This is a genomic window from Phytoamicus setariae (assembly GCF_016722925.1).
In the GTDB taxonomy this organism is placed as follows: domain Bacteria; phylum Pseudomonadota; class Alphaproteobacteria; order Rhizobiales; family Rhizobiaceae; genus Rhizobium_E; species Rhizobium_E setariae.
Genome location: NZ_JAEQNC010000010.1, coordinates 76,155 through 96,337, shown reverse-complemented (window position 1 = coordinate 96,337; position 20,183 = coordinate 76,155). Strand labels below are relative to the sequence as shown.

The window sequence follows — 20,183 nt, the reverse complement described above, 5'->3', positions numbered from 1 at the left end:
TGGAGACGACACAAGCCGGCTCCGCTTTATCCATTCAAACGCCGAGCAACATGCGGACCACGGGCTCGAGCCCCTTGCCGATTGCCCGCGTATTTTCCGCGTCCATATGCACGCCATCGACCGGTGTTGTCCGCGCTACCGAGCCCGCATCGAAGAATGCGCATTCGAGTTCATCGGCGAGATCCCGATAGACCGAGGCCAGCATGTGGCTTTCCTCGATCCGGCCCGCAAACATCGGCCCGAGCAATGCGTGATCTGTCTCGCAAAGCGGTGGCGGCGAAACGATCAGGATTTCCGGACCATCCGTTTCGACCGGCCAGGCGTGATGGCGAATGAGTTCCACCAGCCGCTGGATGCCATGCCCGACGATGACGGCATTGTTTGCATAAACCGGCTTCAGGTCGTTGGTCCCGAGCAGGATGATCACCAGATCGAGGGGCGCATGGCTGTGCAACAGGGTCGGCAGGATACGCGCACCGTTGCGGTCGCAGTCCGCCGTATAGTCGCTGTAGACCGTCGTGCGACCGTTTAGGCCCTCGGGTATGACACGCACGCCATGCCCGAGCCCCTTCTGCAGCACTGAAGTCCAGCGATCCTCGTAGGCATGGCGGCACTCGCGTTCCGCATCCACGCCCCAGGTGAGGCTATCGCCGTAGCAGAGAACGGTTTTCATGCGCGTTCCCGCCTATCACACCAGCATGCCCATCGGATTTTCGATGTAACGCTTGAAGGCGCCGAGCAGTTCGGCCCCAAGAGCACCATCGACGCAGCGGTGATCGGTAGACAGTGTCACCGTCATCACCTGCGCGATGACCATCTGCTTGTTCTTGACCACCACGCGCTCCTGACCCGCACCGACCGCGAGGATCGTCGCATGCGGCGGGTTGATGACGGCGGCGAAATTCGAAACGCCCATCATGCCCATGTTGGAGACGGAGGTCGTCCCGCCCTGATATTCCTCGGGTTTCAGCTTGCGTTCCTTAGCGCGCTTGCCGAGATCCTTCATCTCGTTAGAGATGGCCGACAGGCTCTTGAGTTCGGCATGACGGATGATCGGCGTGATCAGGCCACCCGGGATAGACACTGCAACGCCGACATCGGCATGCTTGTGCTTGACCATGTTCTGGTCGGTCCAGGAGACGTTGGCATCCGGCACGTCGCGCAGCGCCAGCGCCATGGCCTTGATCACCATATCGTTGACCGAGAGCTTGTAGACCGGCTTGTCGTCCTTCTTCGGCGCGGCATCGTTGAGCTGGGCTCGAAGGGCCAGCAACGCATCGAGTTCGCAATCAACAGACACATAGAAATGCGGAATCGTCTGCTTGGACTCGGTGAGGCGCTTGGCAATCGTCTTGCGCATGCCGTCATGGGCAACGAGTTCGTAGGAGCCCGGCTCGAACAGCTTGAGCACTGCGTCTTCCGACATGCCCTTGGCGAGAGGCGTGGCAGCCGGTGCCGCAGCGGCAGGAAATGCGGCAGGTGCCGCCTTGCCGGTGCCGGTGGCGACGGCCTTCTCGACATCGGACTTCACCACGCGGCCATGTGGGCCGGAGCCGGCGATCGCTGCGATATCAAGGCCGGATTCCTTCGCCAGTCGGCGTGCGAGCGGCGACGAGAACGTCCGGGCGCCGCCAGAGACAGTTGCAGCGGCGGGCGCCGCAGCAACAACTGCCGCCGGAGCGGCCGCAGGTGCCGGCGAAGCGGCTGGGACCGGAGCTGCCTCGGCCTTCGGCGCGGGGGCTGCAGCGCTACCGCTGGCAGCAGCCGCTTTTGCGTCTTCGCCTTCAGCCGCAAGAACAGCAATCACGGCATTGACCTTCACGCCTTCCGTGCCCGCAGGCACGACGAGCTTGGCGACGACGCCCTCATCTACGGCCTCGACTTCCATCGTCGCCTTGTCGGTTTCGATCTCGGCGATCACGTCGCCTGACTTGACGGTATCGCCTTCCTTGACGAGCCACTTGGAGAGGTTGCCCTCTTCCATGGTCGGCGAAAGGGCGGGCATGGTGATGTTGATCGGCATGACCTCGCCTCCCTTACTTGTACGTTACGGCTTTGACGGCATCGACGACTTCGCCGACATTCGGCAGAGCCAGCTTTTCGAGATTGGCCGCATACGGCATTGGCACGTCCTTGCCGGCGATGGTGATGACAGGTGCATCGAGATAATCGAAGGCTTCGCGGCTCACGCGGTTGGCGATGAAGTCACCGACCGATGACTGCGGGTAACCTTCCTCGACAACAACCAGTCTTCCGGTCTTCTTGACCGATTCAATCACGGTCGGCAGGTCCATCGGGCGGATCGTGCGCAGATCGATCAGTTCGACGTCGATGCCGAGCTTTTCGAGTTCCGCAATCGCCTTCAACGCATAGGTCATGCCGATGCCGAACGACACCATGGTGACGTCCTTGCCGGCGCGGTGGATACGCGCCTTGCCGATCGGCAGCACGAAATCATCCATCTTCGGCACATCGAACGTCTGGCCGTAGAGGATTTCGTTTTCGAGAAAGATGATCGGGTTCGGATCGCGGATCGCAGCCTTCAGCAAGCCCTTGGCGTCGGCTGCCGTGTAGGGCATCACCACCTTGAGGCCCGGAATGTGGCTGTACCAGGCAGCATAACATTGCGAATGCTGTGCGGCGACGCGGGCAGCGGCACCGTTGGGTCCGCGGAACACCATCGGAGCACCCATCTGGCCACCCGACATGTAAAGCGTCTTGGCAGCGGAATTGATGAGATGGTCGATTGCCTGCATGGCGAAGTTGAAGGTCATGAACTCGACGATCGGGCGAAGGCCGGTCATCGCCGCCCCCACTGCCAGGCCGGCAAAGCCATGTTCGGTAATCGGCGTATCGACAACGCGCTTGGCGCCGAATTCCTGCAGCAGGCCCTGAGTGACCTTGTAGGCACCCTGATATTCGGCGACTTCCTCGCCCATGACGAAGACGTCGGGATTGGCGCGCATTTCCTCGGCCATGGCGTCGCGCAACGCTTCGCGAACCGTGGTCGGGACCATCTCAGTGCCGGCGGGAATTGCCGGATCTGCAAGGGCGGCAGCCGCAGAGATCGGCGCAGCCGGAACGGGTGCGGCAGCAGCGGCAGGAGCCGGCGCTTCGGCGGCAACCATACTCGGCGCTGGCTCAGCCTTGGCGGCGGGTGCCTTGACGTCGGAAGCGCTCTCGCCGTCCTGCAGCAGAACCGCGATCGGCGTGTTGACCTTGACGCCCTCGGTGCCGGCGGCGATCAGCAGCTTGCCGATCACGCCTTCATCGACAGCTTCGACTTCCATCGTCGCCTTGTCGGTTTCGATTTCGGCGATCACGTCGCCGGACTTCACCGAATCGCCTTCGTTCTTCACCCACTTGGAGAGGGTTCCCTCTTCCATCGTCGGCGACAGCGCGGGCATGAGAATCTCTATCGGCATATGTCCTCACCTGTAGATCTTTGCGGCGGCGAAGGCCGCTGAAATTGGTCCGAATAATCCAGCCGGGTCATGGCTGGATCGTCTCATGCCTCGAGCAGGATATCGGTGTAGAGTTCGGAAGCATCCGGCTCCCGGTCGGCCTGGGCAAAATCGGCGGCGTCGGCGACGATATCGCGGACATCCTTGTCGATCGCCTTGAGATCGTCCTCGGTTGCCCACTTCTTTTCCAGCAGGCGCGCACGCACCTGTTCGATCGGATCGTGCTCGGAACGCATCTTCTGCACTTCGTCCTTGGAACGGTATTTCGCCGGGTCGGACATGGAGTGACCGCGATAGCGATAGGTCAGCATTTCCATGATGATCGGGCCCTTGCCGGAGCGGGCGTGCTCGGCCGCCTCGTCGGTCGCGGCCTTGACGGCGCGCACATCCATGCCATCGACCTGGATGCCCGGAATATTGAACGAAGCGCCGCGCTGGGAGAAATCGGTCTGGGCCGAGGCACGATTGACCGAGGTGCCCATGGCGTAGCGGTTGTTCTCGACCACGTAGACCACCGGCAGCTTCCAGAGCGCTGCCATGTTGAAACTTTCGTAGACCTGGCCCTGGTTTGCAGCGCCGTCGCCGAAGAAGGCGCAGGACACGTTGCCATTGCCGCGATAGGCATTGGCAAAGCCAAGTCCCGTACCGAGCGACACCTGGCCGCCGACGATACCGTGGCCGCCGTAGAAATGCTTCTCCTTGGAGAACATGTGCATCGAGCCGCCCTTGCCCTTGGACAGGCCGCCGCGACGCCCGGTCAACTCGGCCATGACACCGCGTGCACTCATGCCCATGGCCAGCATGTGGCCGTGGTCACGATAGCCGGTGATCATCTGATCGCCTTCGATCAGCGACATCTGCATGCCGACCACGACAGCTTCCTGGCCGATATAGAGGTGACAGAAACCGCCGATGAAACCCATGCCGTAGAGCTGGCCGGCCTTTTCCTCGAAACGCCGGATCAACAGCATCTCGCGATAGGCCTTCAGCTCGGCACCACGATCAAATTCGGCGATGGCGCCGCCCTTGGATTCCGTCTTTTGAGATTTGGTGCTCGCTGCTTTGCGAGCCGGAAGTGCCGCGGTCTTGCGCGTTGCCATCCAGTCCTCCCTTTCGGCTTTTCAATTGCAGGGAGGATACGCAATTATGATCGCCGCAGCAATGCCATAATTGCATGGCTAGCATTCCTGCTAACAATTTGATTTTTAATGATATATCTCGAATCAACCTAATTCAGGTTAATTGGCACTTCGCGCCGCAATGTGCCATATTTCGCAACGCAACATACGCCATCGAAATCACTTGAAGATGACAATTTCGTCGCTGCGCGAAACATTGAGATAGTAACGCGCCTTCTCGTCCAGCATGTCTTTTTCCAGCGAACCTGCGCTCATCAGCGACACCTGACGCTCCAGCTCCTTGCGCACCTTAACCAGATCGCCAAGCTCCGCCTCGCGCGCAACACGACGCTGCTCGAACACCTCGGTCGCACGCAGGCCGAGATCGCCGTTGAGCGAATGATAGCCGAAATAGCTGAAGAATGCTGTAGCCATGATGGGGGTTACGAGCCGCCCGTAGTGACGCTTTTTATGCTGCTTGGTCCACATTTTGAGGCCTGGTTACGCGATACAATGAAAACACAATGAATCAAAATGCTTAACCGACCGTTGACCATGAATGCGAAGCGGTAAATTCTCTCTGCCGGCGCCCGTTGCAGCGAACCGGAATCAAAATGGCCGGCACAAGGCCGGCCATTTCATTCTCTGACCGTGTGTCGGCAATCAGCCCTTGAGGATCGAACGGCCGGCATAATAGGCCGCAGCACCGAGCTCCTGCTCGATACGGATCAGCTGGTTGTATTTCGCGGTCCGGTCCGAACGGGCAAGCGAGCCGGTCTTGATCTGGCCGCAGTTGGTGGCGACTGCGAGATCGGCAATCGTCGAGTCTTCCGTTTCGCCCGAGCGATGCGACATGACGGCGGTGTAAGCGGCCTTGTGGGCGGTTTCGACGGCGTCGAGCGTCTCGGAAAGCGAACCGATCTGGTTGACCTTGACGAGGATCGAGTTGGCGACGCCCTTCTGGATGCCTTCGCGCAGGCGTACGGAATTGGTCACGAACAGGTCGTCGCCGACCAGCTGGACCTTCTTGCCGCAGAGATCGGTGAGGATCTTCCAGCCTTCCCAATCGTCTTCGGCCATGCCGTCCTCAATCGAGGCGATCGGATATTTGGCGGCGAGATCGGCAAGATACTGGGCCATTTCGCCCGGCTCGCGAACCTTGCCTTCGCCTTCCATGTTGTACTTGCCGTCCTTGAAGAATTCCGTCGAGGCACAATCGAGACCGAGATAGATGTCTTCACCTGGGCGGTAGCCGGCCTTTTCGATCGACTTCATAATGAAATCGAGGGCTGCAGGCGCGCTGGCGAGATTCGGCGCAAAACCGCCTTCGTCGCCGACATTGGTATTGTGGCCCTGCGACGACAGTTCCTTCTTAAGTGTATGGAACACTTCCGAGCCCATGCGCACCGCATCGCGCAGAGACGCTGCGCCAACCGGCATGATCATGAATTCCTGGAAATCAATCGGGTTGTCGGCATGGGCGCCGCCATTGATGATGTTCATCATCGGAACCGGCAGCGTACGGGAGCTGACGCCGCCGACGTAACGGTAGAGCGGCAAGCCGGCAGCGATCGCAGCGGCCTTGGCAACGGCCAGCGACACGCCGAGGATGGCGTTGGCGCCGATACGGCTCTTGTTGGCTGTGCCGTCAAGTTCGATCATCGCCTGGTCGATATCGAGCTGATCTTCGGCGTCCATGCCGGTGATCGCATCGAAGATTTCGGTGTTGACCGCTTCGACAGCCTTTTCGACGCCCTTGCCGAGGTAGCGCTTGCCGCCATCGCGGAGCTCGACCGCTTCATGCGCGCCGGTCGATGCGCCCGACGGCACTGCGGCGCGGCCGAGGCTGCCGTCCTCGAGCAGAACGTCGACTTCCACGGTCGGGTTGCCACGGCTGTCGAGAATTTCCCTGCCCAAGATATCGACGATTGCAGTCATGTTCCTGTCCCTTGCTGTTTGGGGTTATGGATGTTGAAAACTCCATTAGCCCCTTCTTGTAAAATTTCAATGGCAGCGGCTGGACCGCCTCACGCCTTGGCGATGGTATCGATTGCCAGCAACTTCTCGAGCAGCGCTGGCATGTCCTTGAGGTAGACCATGTTCGGGCCGTCGCAGGGCGCATTGTCCGGATCCTGATGCGTTTCCATGAAGACGCCGGCCACGCCGACCGCGATTGCCGCACGCGCCAGAACCGGCACCATGGTGCGGTCGCCGCCTGTCGAACCGCCCTGCCCGCCCGGCTGCTGCACCGAATGGGTGGCGTCGAAAATTACCGGAGCTCCCATGGCGGCCATGATCGGCAGCGAACGCATGTCCGAGACCAGCGTATTATAGCCGAACGAGGCGCCGCGCTCGCAAAGCATGACATTGGGATTGCCGGTATCGTTCAGCTTGGTCAGAACGTTCTTCATGTCCCACGGCGCTAGGAACTGGCCCTTCTTGACATTGATGACACGGCCGGTCTTGGCGGCGGCCACCAGCAGGTCCGTCTGGCGCGACAGAAATGCCGGGATCTGCAGCACGTCCACGGTCGGTGACACCAGCGCGCATTGCTCCTCGGTGTGGATGTCGGTCAACACGGGAAAACCGTATTCCTTCTTGAGGTCGGCGAACACTTCCATGGCCTTTTCAAGCCCGATACCACGCTCGGCGGAAAGCGAGGTGCGGTTAGCCTTGTCGAAAGAGGACTTGTAGACCAGCCCGATGCCGAGCTTGTCGCACATTTCCACCAGTTTTCCGGCCATCATGAAAGCATGATCGCGGCTTTCCATCTGGCAGGGACCGGCGATCAGCGAAAAACGGCTGGCATTGGAAAAGACAACCTTCTTGGCGCCTTCGCCGGCGGTGATTGTTGAATTGTTTGCTGACATTTGACTACTCCGAAAACGCAAATGGTATGCCCTGGCCCGGCTCATGCGCGACCAAGATCATGCCGTCATGTTTGATGAATGGGATGGCGTTGACGCCGAACAGCGTTTCTGTTTCGGCAATATCGGCGACGCTGAAGAGCACCGCGCGGCCGCGCAGGCCGCGGTCGGCCGGAACATCCAGCCCGAAGTGCTCACGTGCGCCGGCTTCGTTGAGCACGAGTATATCGGCATTGCTGGAGCGGATCGTCAGACCTTCGTAGCTTTCCGACAATTCGTGGTTATCGACGACCTGCCGGAAAAAACCGAGGAAGTCCGACGGATGCGGCTCCGTCAGAATGACCGCCTTGATGCCCGTGACACTGTTGGCATGGACCTCCAGCGCCGAACGGTCGACCGACGGCACATTGATGCGCTGGCAGGTGATGCCGAAAACATCCGGCGAACGTTCATCGGCAGCAAAGGCCAGTCGGAAGGTCGGGGTGATTTCTGAACCATCAGGCAATTTCATCACCCGTGAGAATTCCAGCAAATCGCCGCCGGAGCACCCCTCCTTAAGGAATCTCTGATGATCGGCTTCGGCATCGTCCGAATGCATGACGATGGCCGAAAGGCCCTCGACGCGGCGACGGGTGCGAAACGCCTTGTTGCGGGCGGTGAACTGGTTGCCGGCCTTCGCGGTCGCAGTGGCCTTTCTCGCATCCGCAATACCAAGCGGCTCGAGATAGCTGTTGTCGCTGAAATAGACACAGGCGTTTTCGGTGCCGAAAGGATGTACCGCATCGGCCGCAACCGTAAACCCGAGTTCGGTCAAACGCGTGCGCGCGGTCCTGATGTCGGTGACAGGCATGACAAGGTGGTCAAGCGGGCGGGCGGACATGGTCGATCCTTTTCGACAAGCGTATCCGCCCTTTCGCATGTTTAGGGCCCACGGATCAAGTGGAGCGTGCATTTAGCGCCGATGTATCGGGAGCAAATCGGCTGGACGGCCAACAGCGACACGGGTCAGACAATCTCGACGGTAAGAATAGGTCAGATTCCCGCTCCGAAACTCAGTCGCCCAGATTGCTAAGCCGGCGAATTTGTTTCTACCGACAGCAGCCGGCAGCTTAGGAAATTGCCAGTCAAAACCGCAAACCGCCCTCTAGTGGGAGAGCGCAATTGGTCCTGTACAGACCAAATCGATATTAACGCATGCACTCAAATTATCTGGTGCCCGAAACAGGCACGCCGGAGAACGATTTCAACGTGTCGAGGACGATGGCCGTCTTCACGTGCTGGATAGCTTCGTGTGGCAGCAGGACGTCGTTCACCAGACGCGTGAGATCGTTCAATCCCCGGACGGCCACCTTCACATGGTAATCCATTTCGCCAGTCATCTGATAGGCTTCGAGGACTTCGGGCAATCCCCTCAAAAGATTTGAGAATTTTTGGGCGCTGTCTCGATTGTGTGTGGCCAGAGTGACCGAGATTACTACCAACATATCGAAGCCGAGCTTCTGGCGGTCAAGGTCAGCGTGATAACCGCGAATGTATCCCTCAGCTTCAAGCCTGGATCGCCTGCGGGAGCATTGGGACGGCGAAAGTGCTATCGCATCAGCCAGTTCATTGTTGGTGAGCCGACCATCCCTTTGGAGCTCCTGAAGAAGGCGTAGGTCGAAACTGTCGAGGTCCTGGTCCATGAATGTGCTCTCAGGTCTTGGGGGGGCAGCATGCATTTCGGTTCCTTCCCTCGCGGAGATCAGGGATTTCATGCACGCATCTCGCATCAAATTGTCAGAACATGCTATAATCGTGCACAATTTCAATTTTGCAAGGCGAATTCGCACAGTTCACGCATCCGATACCTGCTAGCTTTGCGCAAGCGCGACCACAAAGCGTATTTCCAGGGCGAGGAGCAGATGCAAAGCATGAACGAGATATATGTCTACCAGTCGATTGCCCGGGCGGTGCTCGATCACAAGACCGAAACGATGTTCGGCCTCATGGGCGATGCGAACCTGTTCATGGTCGACCATTATGTCCGGGCCTGCGGCGGTCGGTTCGTGCCTGCTGCCCACGAAGGAAGCTCGGTCCTGATGGCGCTTGCCTATGCGCACGTTTCGGGAAACATCGGCGTCGCCACCGTGACACATGGCCCTGCCCTGACCAATTGCGTCACTGCCCTGACGGAAGGCGCACGCGGGTCAGTCCCGATGGTGCTTCTGGCAGGAGACACTCCGGTCGCCAATCCGCGACATCTGCAGAGCATCGACCAGCGCGAGGTTGTCAAGGCAACGGGTGCTGGCTTCGAACAAATGCGCTCGCCGGAGACGTCGATCCAGGATGTTGCACGGGCATTCTACCGTGCGCGCGTCGAGCGACGCCCGATCGTGCTGAACATGCCAGCCGACTTCATGTGGCATAAAATGGCTTACGAGAAGATCGTCCACGAGCCGTTCGGTGCTCCGGCATTCATTCCCGCGGGAAGCGATCTCGATAAAGCGATTGGCATCATCGCTTCTGCCAAACGTCCGCTTATCCTTGCGGGTGCTGGTGCCTGCGGCGCGCGTGAGGAAATCATCCGTCTGGCCGACCGCCTGGAAGCCCCGCTCGCAACGACGTTGAAGGCAAAGGGACTCTTCAGGGGGCACCCCTATGATATCGACATCTTTGGCACGTTGAGCACGCCCGCCGCCTATGACCTCATTGCCAAGACCGACACTATCGTCTGCTTCGGCGCCGGATTGCATGACTTCACCACCGACAGGGGAGCATTGATGCAGGGTAAGCGCGTCGTCCAGATTGACGTCGACCCGCGCAACATCGGCAGAAGCGTGCATCCCGACGCAGCCTTGGTGGCAGATGCAGGCCTCACGGCGGAAAACATCATCGAGTGGCTGGACGCTGCGGAGATTCCAGCGAGCGGTTTCACGCCCGAACTGGACGCAGCCAAGCTCCGAGCCCATCCCGTCGAGCAACGTGACAAAACCAAACCCGGTTTCATCAATTATGTCTGGGCACTCGAGGAGTTTGAAAAGGCGCTGCCGGAGAACCGGATACTCGTAACCGATGGTGGGCGCTTCATGACCGAAGTCTGGTGCCGCATCTCCGTTTCCGACCCGAAGAGCTTCGTCGCGACGGTCGATTTCGGTTCTATCGGACTGGGCTTGCCAGAAGCCATCGGCGCGGCGCTGGCCGCACCAGCTCGGCCAGTGGTCCTGTTCACAGGCGATGGCGGCTTCATGATGGGCGGCATCAACGAGTTCAACACGGCAGTACGTCTAGGCCAGGACCTGATTGTCATTGTCTGCAATGACTCTGCATACGGCGCTGAGCACATTCAATTCCTCGATCGCAAGATGGATCCAGGACTTTCGCAGTTTGATTGGCCTTCATTCGCAGCAATCGCGAACGCGCTTGGCGGAACTGGCATACAGGTCAACTCGATGGACGAATTTGAAGCCGCCCTCGCCGCCATCCGCGGCCGCGATCGCCCGCTGCTCATCGAGCTGCGTCTCGACCCGCATGACGTACCACGCATGCGCGTTTGACAAGATTTTCCTCTCCGCTCAGCTGGGCGGACGCCAAATACTAGAGGAATCTTGGCACTTTTGCTTGGAGCAGACGAATTAAGTCGGGATCCATAAACTCATAGTCATCCGGAATATTGAGGCAGATTACTCGCGTACCGTTGAGGCTTGACCGGAACTTGGTGCGGACCTTGTTTAGATGGCTCTTCTCCATCACAAAAATGATGTCCGCCCAGGAAACCGTTTCAGCATCCAGCGGCGTCACCGCATCATTGTTTGTTCCCGCGGACAAAACCTCGAGCCCCGGATACTCGGAAAAAACCTGTTCCGCAGTAGGGCTTCGCAATTTATTCTGACTGCAGACAAAGAGGATGTTTTGCATCTAGGACGTCAAATGGGCTCAGTTCGTGATAGCGGTGAGGTCAATCAGTTGCTTCGATGACCGTCAGTATACGCCAGCAAACGAAATCCAGAGATCATTCGATCTGCTACGCGAAAATTTCGGCCACGCAACCAAAATTTTCGCGCGTTTCGCTTATCTCTTACCAACTTCGGCCATGGGCCCACGCGAGACAACGTCGCCTGGGCGCAATTGGCTGGGGTGGCTCTTACCTAAAAGCAAAATCTGGCAATCCACTCCAGCCGTTAGGATGGTTCACCGTGCGGTATACTTGGCCATCTGCACGGATCTCATACTCTGGCAGACCAGTCCAACCGGACGGATGAGACACCGTTCGGTATAGCTTGCCATTCCTAAGCGTGTAGTCCGGCAGTCCTGACCATCCAAGCGGGTGTGAAACCGTTCGGTATACACTGGCATTCTGAATCTCGTACGCTGGCAAACCGCTCCAACCATTCGGGTGAGAGACGGTATTATAAAGCTGCTTTAACATCGTGTTTCCTTTTACAAGTTGGAAACTCCGAGGCTACCTCGACTCCAAAAACTGAGGTGGTATAATTCCCTTGCACAAAGGAAGACTCAGTCTTCTTAGCCCCGCGTGGGCCTCGGGCATTTTCGCGGAATGCCGTAGTCAAGTTTGCACCTTGGCTACGGTATCGCGAAATGGCTATTTTTCCTTGCGTACGCCTTTAAAGGGCGTCCCGTCCTTTTTACCATCCATGAATTTGCCATCAGGACCACGCTTGGTCCAAGTATCCGTCTTGGGATTATGCACCTGTGAGCGGTCTTTTACAGCGCCGATTCTATGGCCATCGCCTTTTGGTGGATTGGTTGCCATCTTTGTATCACCTCTCTTTCCAATTCGAGCTTCAACATGCCCAGGCTAGAGAGTATGACGGCTTTTGTCAAGTATAAATCATAATATATTGTTGTATTCAAACGATATACATCAATAAAAATCACGTGTCAATTTGTATTTCCATTTATTGTGTGGATTCATTACTTATTTGCAACTACTTAGAATTAGTAAAGCCAAAAAACTAACTCAGACAATACTCAATGCCCGAGTCAGTTTACATCAACAATAAGGATAAGCTCCTGTTATTCTAGAAAAGCCTCCTATTTCCCTCTCCTCAGCTGCACCCGCTGGTCGCGCCGCACGTGTCGCACTTCTCGCACGTGCCATTCCGCACCATGGTGAAGTTCTGGCACTCGGAGCACATGTTGCCGGTGTAGCCCTGCATGATCGAGCGCGCGCGGCGTTCGGATGCGAGCTGCTTGGCCGAGGCTGCGTCTGCTGCCGCCTTGTCCGAGAAGATGTCGGTGACCGACTCGCCGACTTCCTCAGTGACTTCCTCGGCCTGGCGTTCTTCGTAATCGCGCTTGAAGGCGACGATTTCGGAGGTGGACACCAGTGTCGTCGTTTCAAGCTTGCGCACGGCGCTGCCGGCAAAGGCCGTCACGCTGCCACCCGATGAAGCCTTGGCCGGCGCGCCAGAAGCCGAGCCCTTAGGTTCGCTGGACGGGCCATGGCCCGAAACCAGTGTCGGCTTGTAGCCGCGCGTCCAGCCGGTCGAGATCAGGTTGGTCTTGCCTTCGGAAATGCCCTTGCCAAGCGCCGTGTTGGAGAAATCCGAGGTATCGACATGTGCAAGATCATTGCGGTTGAGGTAGGACACGGCCAGTTCGCGGAACACGTAGTCGAGGATCGACGTGGCGTTCTTGATCGCGTCGTTGCCCATGACGATGCCGGCCGGTTCGAACTTGGTGAAGGTGAAGGCCTCCACATATTCTTCCAGCGGCACGCCGTATTGCAGGCCGAGCGAGATGGCGATGGCAAAGTTGTTCATCATCGCACGGAAGGCAGCCCCTTCCTTGTGCATGTCGATGAAGATCTCGCCGAGACGGCCGTCGCCGAATTCGCCGGTGCGGAGATAGACCTTGTGGCCGCCAATGACGGCCTTCTGGGTGTAGCCCTGGCGACGGTTCGGCAGTTTTTCGCGTTCACGCACCACGCGCTCGATGACGCGTTCGACGATCTTTTCGGTGACAGCCACGGCCTGGGCCGCAGCGGGCGCGGCCAGCAGTTCCTCCAGCGCCTCGTCGTCTTCCTCATCTTCGATCAGCGAGGCATTGAGCGGCTGGGAAAGCTTGGAGCCGTCGCGATAGAGCGCGTTGGCCTTGAGGCCGAGCTTCCAGCTGAGCATGTAGGCGTTCTTGCAATCCTCGACGGTCGCATCGTTGGCCATGTTGATGGTCTTGGAGATCGCGCCCGAGATGAACGGCTGGGCAGCCGCCATCATGCGGATGTGGCTCTCGACCGAGAGGTAGCGCTTGCCGATCTTGCCGCATGGGTTGGCGCAATCGAAAACCGGCAGGTCTTCCTTTTTGAGGAACGGCGCGCCTTCCAGCGTCATCGCACCGCAGACATGGATGTTGGCGGCCTCGATTTCCTTGCGGGAGTAGCCGAGATGATCCAACAGGTTGAAATCGATGGCGTTCATCTGTTCGTCGGAGACACCGAGCGTCCGCAGGAAGTCTGCACCAAGCGTCCATTGATTGAACACGAACTTGATGTCGAAGGCCTGCTTCAGCGCCGCGTTGACGGCTTCGATCTTGTCGTCCGGGAAGCCCTTGGCGCGCAGCGAGCCGGGATTGACCGACGGCGCCTGGTTGAAGTTGCCGTGGCCGACAGCGTAAGCCTCGATCTCGGCAATCTGGGCTTCTGTGTAGCCGAGCGAACGCAACGCTTCCGGCACGGCGCGGTTGATGATCTTGAAGTAGCCGCCGCCGGCCAGCTTCTTGAACTTCACCAGTGCGAAATCGGGCTCGATGCCGGTCGTGTCGCAATCCATGACGAGACCGATCGTGCCTGTTGGAGCGATGACCGAGACCTGCGCGTTGCGGTAGCCGTGCTTCTCGCCGAGTTCCAGCGCCAGATCCCAGGCAGCCGTGGCATGTTTGACCAGATCCTGGTCCGGGCTGTCGGCATGGATAAGCGCCACCGGCTCGATCGACAGCTTCTCATAGCCGTCGCGTGTGCCATGGGCGGCGCGGCGATGGTTGCGAATGACGCGCAGCATGTGCTCGCGGTTCGGCTCGTACTGCGGGAATGTCCCGAGTTCGCCCGCCATTTCGGCCGATGTCGCATAGCAGACGCCGGTCATGATCGCGGTCAGCGCACCGGCGATGGCGCGGCCTTCCTTGGAGTCGTAGGGAATGCCCGACGACATCAAGAGGCCACCGATATTGGCGTAGCCGAGGCCGAGCGTACGGTATTCGTAGGACAGTTCGGCAATCCGCTTGGACGGGAACTGCGCCATCATCACGGAGACTTCGAGCACGACGGTCCACAAGCGGACGGCATGTTCGTAGGCGGCGATGTCGATGTTGCCGGTCTTGGCATCCTTGAACTGCATCAGGTTGAGCGATGCGAGGTTGCAGGCCGTGTCGTCGAGGAACATGTATTCCGAGCACGGATTGGACGCGCGGATCGGACCGGCTGCCGGGCTGGTGTGCCAGTCGTTCATCGTCGTGTTGAAGTGCAGGCCCGGGTCAGCTGACGCCCATGCTGCGTAGGAGATGGATTCCCAGAGGTCGCGGGCCTTCAGCGTCTTCAGCACCTTGCCGTCCTTGCGGGCAGTCAGGTTCCAGACATCGTCGCGCTCCACAGCGCGCAAAAAGTCGTCCTTGATCGAGACGGAATTGTTGGAGTTCTGGCCGGCAACGGTCAGATAGGCTTCCGAATCCCAATCCGTGTCATAGGTCTTGAATTCCATATCCGTGTAGCCCTGGCGGGCGAACTGGATGACGCGGCCAATGTAGTTTTCCGGTACCAGCGAGGCCTTGGCGGCCTTGATCTCGCGCTTCAGCGCCGGGTTCTGCTTGGGGTCAAAGCAGGCGTCGTTGTCGGCCTCGCAATTGACGCAGGCCTTCATGATCGCCTTGAGGTGCTTGGCGACGATCTTCGAGCCGGTCACCAGCGCGGCGACCTTCTGCTCTTCCTTGACCTTCCAGTTGATGTATTCCTCGATATCGGGGTGATCGATATCGACCACCACCATCTTGGCCGCACGGCGGGTGGTACCGCCCGACTTGATGGCGCCGGCAGCACGGTCACCGATCTTGAGGAAACTCATCAGGCCGGACGAACGGCCGCCGCCGGAAAGCTTTTCACCTTCGCCGCGCAGATAGGAGAAATTGGAACCGGTGCCCGAGCCGTACTTGAACAGGCGTGCTTCGCGGACCCAGAGATCCATGATGCCGCCCTCGTTGACGAGATCGTCGCCAACAGACTGGATAAAGCAGGCATGCGGCTGCGGATGCTCATAGGCCGACTTGGACTTGGTCAGCTTGCCGGTGAAGGGGTCGACATAGAAATGGCCCTGCCCCGGGCCGTCGATGCCGTAGGCCCAGTGCAGACCGGTGTTGAACCATTGCGGCGAATTCGGTGCGACGCGCTGGGTGGCGAGCATATAGGCAAGCTCGTCGCGAAAGGCGGCCGCATCTTCTTCCGAAGTGAAGTAGCCACCCTTCCAGCCCCAATAGGTCCAGGTGCCGGCAAGACGATCGAAAACCTGACGCGCATCGATTTCGGAACCGTACTGCTCGTCCTTGGGAAGCGAGGCAAGCGCATCCTTGTCGGCTTCCGAACGCCACAGCCAGGACGGAACATCGTTTTCCTCGACCTTCTTCAGGTGTTTGGGCACGCCGGCCTTGCGGAAATACTTCTGCGCAAGAATGTCAGCCGCAACCTGGCTGAACTGTTCGGGCACCTGGATGTCCGCAAGCCGGAAAACCACGGAACCATCCGGGTTTCGGATTTCACTCGTTGCGGTACGGAACGCCACGCTATCGTAGGCCGATTTTCCTGCTTCGGTGAACTTGCGGTCTATGCGCATCTCTGCAATCCCTTTGCCTGTCCAATGCGCCCGGTAAAAGGCGCGAATTTCTCTGTCCGGCAGCCTGAGCATCGCGCTCGTGCAGCCAGTTTCCTCGTTCGAATTTTTCGGGAAACCCGATCCTGGTCATCCTGTATATGGTGGCCAGAATGGCTGCAAACACTAAATATAGTATCAACAGCAAATTTTAGCCAGCCTTTATTCCGTATCGCGGGAGAAAAAGACACATGCCTCGGGCGCTCGAAATGCACGCTTTCGCGCCCACATTCAATGCCAAAACTCATATCGATTTACAGATAAGAACCGGGCCTCGTTACTATCCAGTTCTGTCGCCGCCGCAACATGTCCCATTAGGCGACAACGGGGTGATTCGGTCAAGTGCTTGACCGTGCAGGAAACGTTAACACTATATGTTGTGTATTATGGGTGTGGAAACTGTGGAAAGCGTCCAAGTGCCTATAAATCAACGAGTATGTTGCGGAGGAAATCTGCGCCAAGCCGTCGATCGCGCCTCCCCCTCGCAAAACAATTTATTTTTTTTGTCGGCGACCTACCGCACTTCCAATTGAGACAAGAATGTGACGCGAACGATTCGATCCACATGTTTGCGAAAGCTCCTGCATGGCCGGAGCCCGAGATTTTCAGCCACTTGCCACCAGTCCAAAGCCTGTCGCTGGCATCTCCGGCAACTGGCGACACGCAAAGGTTGTCGACCACCTTGCGGGCAAGCTAGCTTCCCTATACGGACAAAAGCACAGACCAAATCATAACGACCCAATCTATTTTCTCCTTGCATTGCCGAGCGCACCGGCCCGCTTACCAGATGTTGCTTCGACCATTAAACGCGGGCTTTGCATCGTAGTTCAATATTTCCAACTGCCGCCCGGCTCAGCGATCGAGCGGCTAACGGACTGATTTTAAGGAATAAAAATGGCCACCGCAGTAAGCTCTACACCGACAGAAAACGATTATATCGACGGTGTGCTCTATGGCACTCAATGGCGCGGCCCCATCACCTACAGCTTTGCCGACGATCCCTCCGACTTTGCTGGCGATTATCCATTTGCCTTCACCGGGTTCACGGAAATCAGCGACGAACAGAAAAACGCCATCCAGTCTATCCTGGAAGGCCGCTACAACGGCCCGGGACCTGCATTATTCACATACGGCTCCTTCAGCCAGGTGTCGGGGCTGCGGATCTCGCTTGCTGCCGATCCCGGCGGCCCTTCCGACATCATGATCGCGCAAGCCGATATGTTCGATGGCGCAAATCTCGACACCGCAAGGGTTGCCGATTTCCCCCGGCTCGATGGCGACTCTTCAGCGGGCGATGTTTGGTTCGGAGACGATGCCGACTTCCGCAATCCGACACCGGGCACCTATGCCTGGATGGCTCATATCCACGAACTTGGCCATGCGGTTGGACTGAGCCACGCCCACGATGCCGGAACGGATATCCCTGGGTTCGAGCTGGCGATACCGCGTCACCGCGACAGCATGGAATTTTCGGTCATGACTTACCGAAGCTATGTCGGCGACGTGGTGGGCTTTACCAACGGACAGTATGACTTTCCCCAGACGCTGATGATGCTGGACATCGCCGCACTCCAGCATCTCTATGGCGCCAACTATTCGACCTATGCCACCGACACAGTCTACACTTGGTCGTCCACCACCGGTGAAATGTCCATAAACGGCATTGGACAGGGTGCGCCCGGCGGCGGCATCGGCGGTGATGCCAATAGCGTTTTCCTGACTGTCTGGGATGGTGGCGGCGTCGACACCTATGATTTCTCCAACTACACCGAGAACGCCCTGATCGACCTGGCGCCTGGCGGCTGGTCGTGGACCTCATATGAACAGCTCGCCTGGCTAGGCCATGGTGCCTTTGCGGCTGGCAATGTCTTTAATGCCCTGCTTTTCAAAGACGATCTGCGATCCATCATCGAAAATGCCTCAGGCGGCTCCGGCAATGACGAGATCCACGGCAATCAGGTCGCCAACACGCTCTGGGGCAATGACGGCCATGATATCCTCGTGGGCAAGAAGGGCAACGACAAGCTCTACGGTGGGGATGGCAACGACATTCTCTATGGCGGTTTTCGCCAATCGGAAGCCACCTATTCCGGCAGTGGCCTCTATACCAATGCCGCGGGTGCCAACAATATTTCGATCGAAACCGCCATCGAGCTCCGCCCTCATTTCGGCATCCGGTCAGACGCCAATATCGAGCTGTCGGACACCAACCCCACGGTCAGCGTCAGCGGGATTGGTGATGGCGGTCACGACTTTTACGCAATCGACGTTTTTGCCCCTGGCCAGTTCATCGTCGAAACCGACGGAACATTCGATAGCTACCTGAGCATCGTCCATGCGGACGGATATGTGTACTCTTACAACGAGGATTCCACTGCCGACACCGGCGACGACGGAACGTCCTACCAGAGCCGTATCGCCTACACCATCACAACGCCCGGCCGATACTACGTCAAGGTTTCCGGGGTCGACAAGGACGTCGTCCCGGTCGGCACAGCCTACACGCTTAACATCACGCTGCCCAATCCGGTTGATTCCAATCCCGCACGCGATGGCAATGATATCCTCGACGGTGGTGCCGGCCTCGACACGCTGGTCGGCGGCCTTGGCAATGATACCTATGTCCTTTCCGACGGCAATGACATTGTCATCGATATCGGCGGCATCGACACCATCACCTCGATCATCAGCCGCTCGCTGGCCGACTATAGCGGCATTGAAAATCTCGTTTTGCTCGGCGAAGCCAGCATAGCCGGGACCGGCAATGCCGACAGGAACGTCATCACCGGCAGCGCCGTCAACAACAAACTCTACGGCCTGGACGGCGACGACACGCTGAAGGGTGGCAACGGCAACGACGTCCTCGTTGGCGGTCAGGGAAACGATATCCTCTACGGAGGCAACGGCAAGGACACCCTCAAGGGCGAGGCCGGCGTCGATATCTTTGTTTTCGACACAAAGCCGTGGGCGGCCGGAAATGTCGACGAGATCGTCGGGTTCAATGTTGCCGATGATACGATCTGGCTGGAGAACAGCATCTTCACAGCGCTTGGCAAGGCCGGCAAACTGATGGCCTCGGCGTTTCACGCCTCCGCAGCAGGCAAGGCCCATGACGTCAACGACCGGGTGATCTACGAGACCGATACTGGTAATCTGTTCTACGACCATAACGGCCACAAGCGTGGCGGTAGCGTCCTCGTCGCCCATCTCGACGACCATCTTTCGCTCAGCGCGAAAGACTTCTGGATCGTCTGAGCAATTTCACGACGTAACGCAAAAGGCCGGATGAACCATCCGGCTTTGCAAACACGATCTGGAAAGATGCAGACCTTAGCCGCGGTGATCCTTGGCGATCGGTTCCTGGTAGGTGAAGCCCATGTCCCAGGGAAAATAGATCCAAGTATCCTGCGACACCTCAGTGACAAACGTGTCGATTGTCGGTACGCCCTTGGGCTTGGCGTAGACTGCGGCGAAATGCGCCTTTGGCAGCATGGCGCGCACTTCCGTCGCCGTCTTGCCGGTATCGGTCAGGTCGTCGACGACCAAAACCCCCTCGCCGCCATTTTCCAGCAGCGAAGGCGTAATCCCCTTCAGCACGTTCATCTCACCCTGGCTGACATAGTCATGATAGGACGCGATGCACACGGTCTCGATCAGTCGGATATTGAGTTCGCGCGAAATTATCGCCGCCGGCACCAACCCGCCGCGGGTGATACAGACGATGCCGCGAAATTCTTGCTTGAGCCCGGAAAGCCGCCACGCAAGCGCGCGCGCGTCTCGATGAAACTGATCCCAGGAAACGGGAAAGGCTTTGTCGGGAAGGGACATGGGAAATCCTGCAGTAAGCTCGTGGAACAATGGTGCGGTTCCCGAACGTCAATAGGA

The 20,183-nt window shown here is 58.4% G+C and carries 15 protein-coding genes; 2 read left to right on the top strand and 13 right to left on the bottom strand.

The window, feature by feature from the left end; genetic code table 11:
• Positions 1-34: 34 nt before the first annotated feature.
• The 9 genes from JJB09_RS17910 to JJB09_RS17870 all read right to left on the bottom strand — a co-directional run bounded on the left by JJB09_RS17910 (position 35) and on the right by JJB09_RS17870 (position 9,131).
• Positions 35-673 carry an SGNH/GDSL hydrolase family protein gene (locus JJB09_RS17910; RefSeq protein ID WP_201661231.1) on the bottom strand — a complete coding sequence of 213 codons (639 nt, stop codon included), beginning with the start codon at positions 671-673 and terminating at the stop codon, positions 35-37.
• Positions 674-688: 15 nt separating this feature from the next.
• Positions 689-2,023: a pyruvate dehydrogenase complex dihydrolipoamide acetyltransferase gene (locus JJB09_RS17905; RefSeq protein WP_201661228.1), complete on the bottom strand. Its 1,335-nt coding sequence runs from the start codon at positions 2,021-2,023 to the stop codon at positions 689-691.
• Between the two features lie 13 nt (positions 2,024-2,036).
• Positions 2,037-3,425 carry a pyruvate dehydrogenase complex E1 component subunit beta gene (locus JJB09_RS17900; protein ID WP_201661225.1) on the bottom strand — a complete coding sequence of 463 codons (1,389 nt, stop codon included), beginning with the start codon at positions 3,423-3,425 and terminating at the stop codon, positions 2,037-2,039.
• Between the two features lie 83 nt (positions 3,426-3,508).
• Positions 3,509-4,564, bottom strand: a complete 1,056-nt coding sequence (gene pdhA / locus JJB09_RS17895) for a pyruvate dehydrogenase (acetyl-transferring) E1 component subunit alpha (RefSeq protein WP_201661222.1) — start codon at positions 4,562-4,564, stop codon at positions 3,509-3,511.
• Positions 4,565-4,762: 198 nt separating this feature from the next.
• Complete coding sequence (locus tag JJB09_RS17890) at positions 4,763-5,071, bottom strand: FtsB family cell division protein (protein WP_201661219.1); 309 nt, start codon at positions 5,069-5,071, stop codon at positions 4,763-4,765.
• A 174-nt stretch (positions 5,072-5,245) separates the two neighbouring features.
• Positions 5,246-6,520, bottom strand: a complete 1,275-nt coding sequence (gene eno, locus JJB09_RS17885) for a phosphopyruvate hydratase (protein WP_201661216.1) — start codon at positions 6,518-6,520, stop codon at positions 5,246-5,248.
• Between the two features lie 89 nt (positions 6,521-6,609).
• Complete coding sequence (gene kdsA / locus JJB09_RS17880) at positions 6,610-7,452, bottom strand: 3-deoxy-8-phosphooctulonate synthase (RefSeq protein ID WP_201661212.1); 843 nt, start codon at positions 7,450-7,452, stop codon at positions 6,610-6,612.
• Between the two features lie 4 nt (positions 7,453-7,456).
• The gene (locus JJB09_RS17875; RefSeq protein WP_201661211.1) at positions 7,457-8,329 is read right to left on the bottom strand and encodes a VOC family protein; all 873 of its coding nucleotides are present in this window, start codon (positions 8,327-8,329) and stop codon (positions 7,457-7,459) included.
• A gap of 325 nt (positions 8,330-8,654) precedes the next feature.
• Positions 8,655-9,131 carry an Lrp/AsnC family transcriptional regulator gene (locus JJB09_RS17870; protein ID WP_201661209.1) on the bottom strand — a complete coding sequence of 159 codons (477 nt, stop codon included), beginning with the start codon at positions 9,129-9,131 and terminating at the stop codon, positions 8,655-8,657.
• Between the two features lie 228 nt (positions 9,132-9,359).
• Here JJB09_RS17870 and JJB09_RS17865 point away from each other — a divergent pair, with 228 nt between their 5' ends.
• Positions 9,360-10,982, top strand: a complete 1,623-nt coding sequence (locus JJB09_RS17865) for a thiamine pyrophosphate-binding protein (RefSeq protein WP_201661207.1) — start codon at positions 9,360-9,362, stop codon at positions 10,980-10,982.
• A gap of 40 nt (positions 10,983-11,022) precedes the next feature.
• On the opposite strand, the gene JJB09_RS17860 is transcribed toward JJB09_RS17865, so the two are convergent.
• The 3 genes from JJB09_RS17860 to JJB09_RS17850 all read right to left on the bottom strand — a co-directional run bounded on the left by JJB09_RS17860 (position 11,023) and on the right by JJB09_RS17850 (position 16,262).
• Positions 11,023-11,343, bottom strand: coding sequence for a low molecular weight protein tyrosine phosphatase family protein (locus tag JJB09_RS17860; protein WP_201661204.1), 321 nt, complete (start codon positions 11,341-11,343; stop codon positions 11,023-11,025).
• 685 nt (positions 11,344-12,028) lie between these two features.
• Complete coding sequence (locus JJB09_RS17855; RefSeq protein WP_201661202.1) at positions 12,029-12,199, bottom strand: hypothetical protein; 171 nt, start codon at positions 12,197-12,199, stop codon at positions 12,029-12,031.
• Positions 12,200-12,494: 295 nt separating this feature from the next.
• Positions 12,495-16,262, bottom strand: coding sequence for a vitamin B12-dependent ribonucleotide reductase (locus tag JJB09_RS17850; protein ID WP_201661200.1), 3,768 nt, complete (start codon positions 16,260-16,262; stop codon positions 12,495-12,497).
• 930 nt (positions 16,263-17,192) lie between these two features.
• Here JJB09_RS17850 and JJB09_RS17845 point away from each other — a divergent pair.
• Positions 17,193-19,553: a M10 family metallopeptidase gene (locus tag JJB09_RS17845; RefSeq protein ID WP_201661198.1), complete on the top strand. Its 2,361-nt coding sequence runs from the start codon at positions 17,193-17,195 to the stop codon at positions 19,551-19,553.
• A 75-nt stretch (positions 19,554-19,628) separates the two neighbouring features.
• Here JJB09_RS17845 and gpt read toward each other — a convergent pair whose 3' ends face one another.
• Positions 19,629-20,126 (bottom strand): xanthine phosphoribosyltransferase, encoded by a 498-nt coding sequence (gene gpt / locus JJB09_RS17840; RefSeq protein WP_201661195.1) that lies wholly within the window; start codon positions 20,124-20,126, stop codon positions 19,629-19,631.
• Positions 20,127-20,183: the final 57 nt, after the last annotated feature.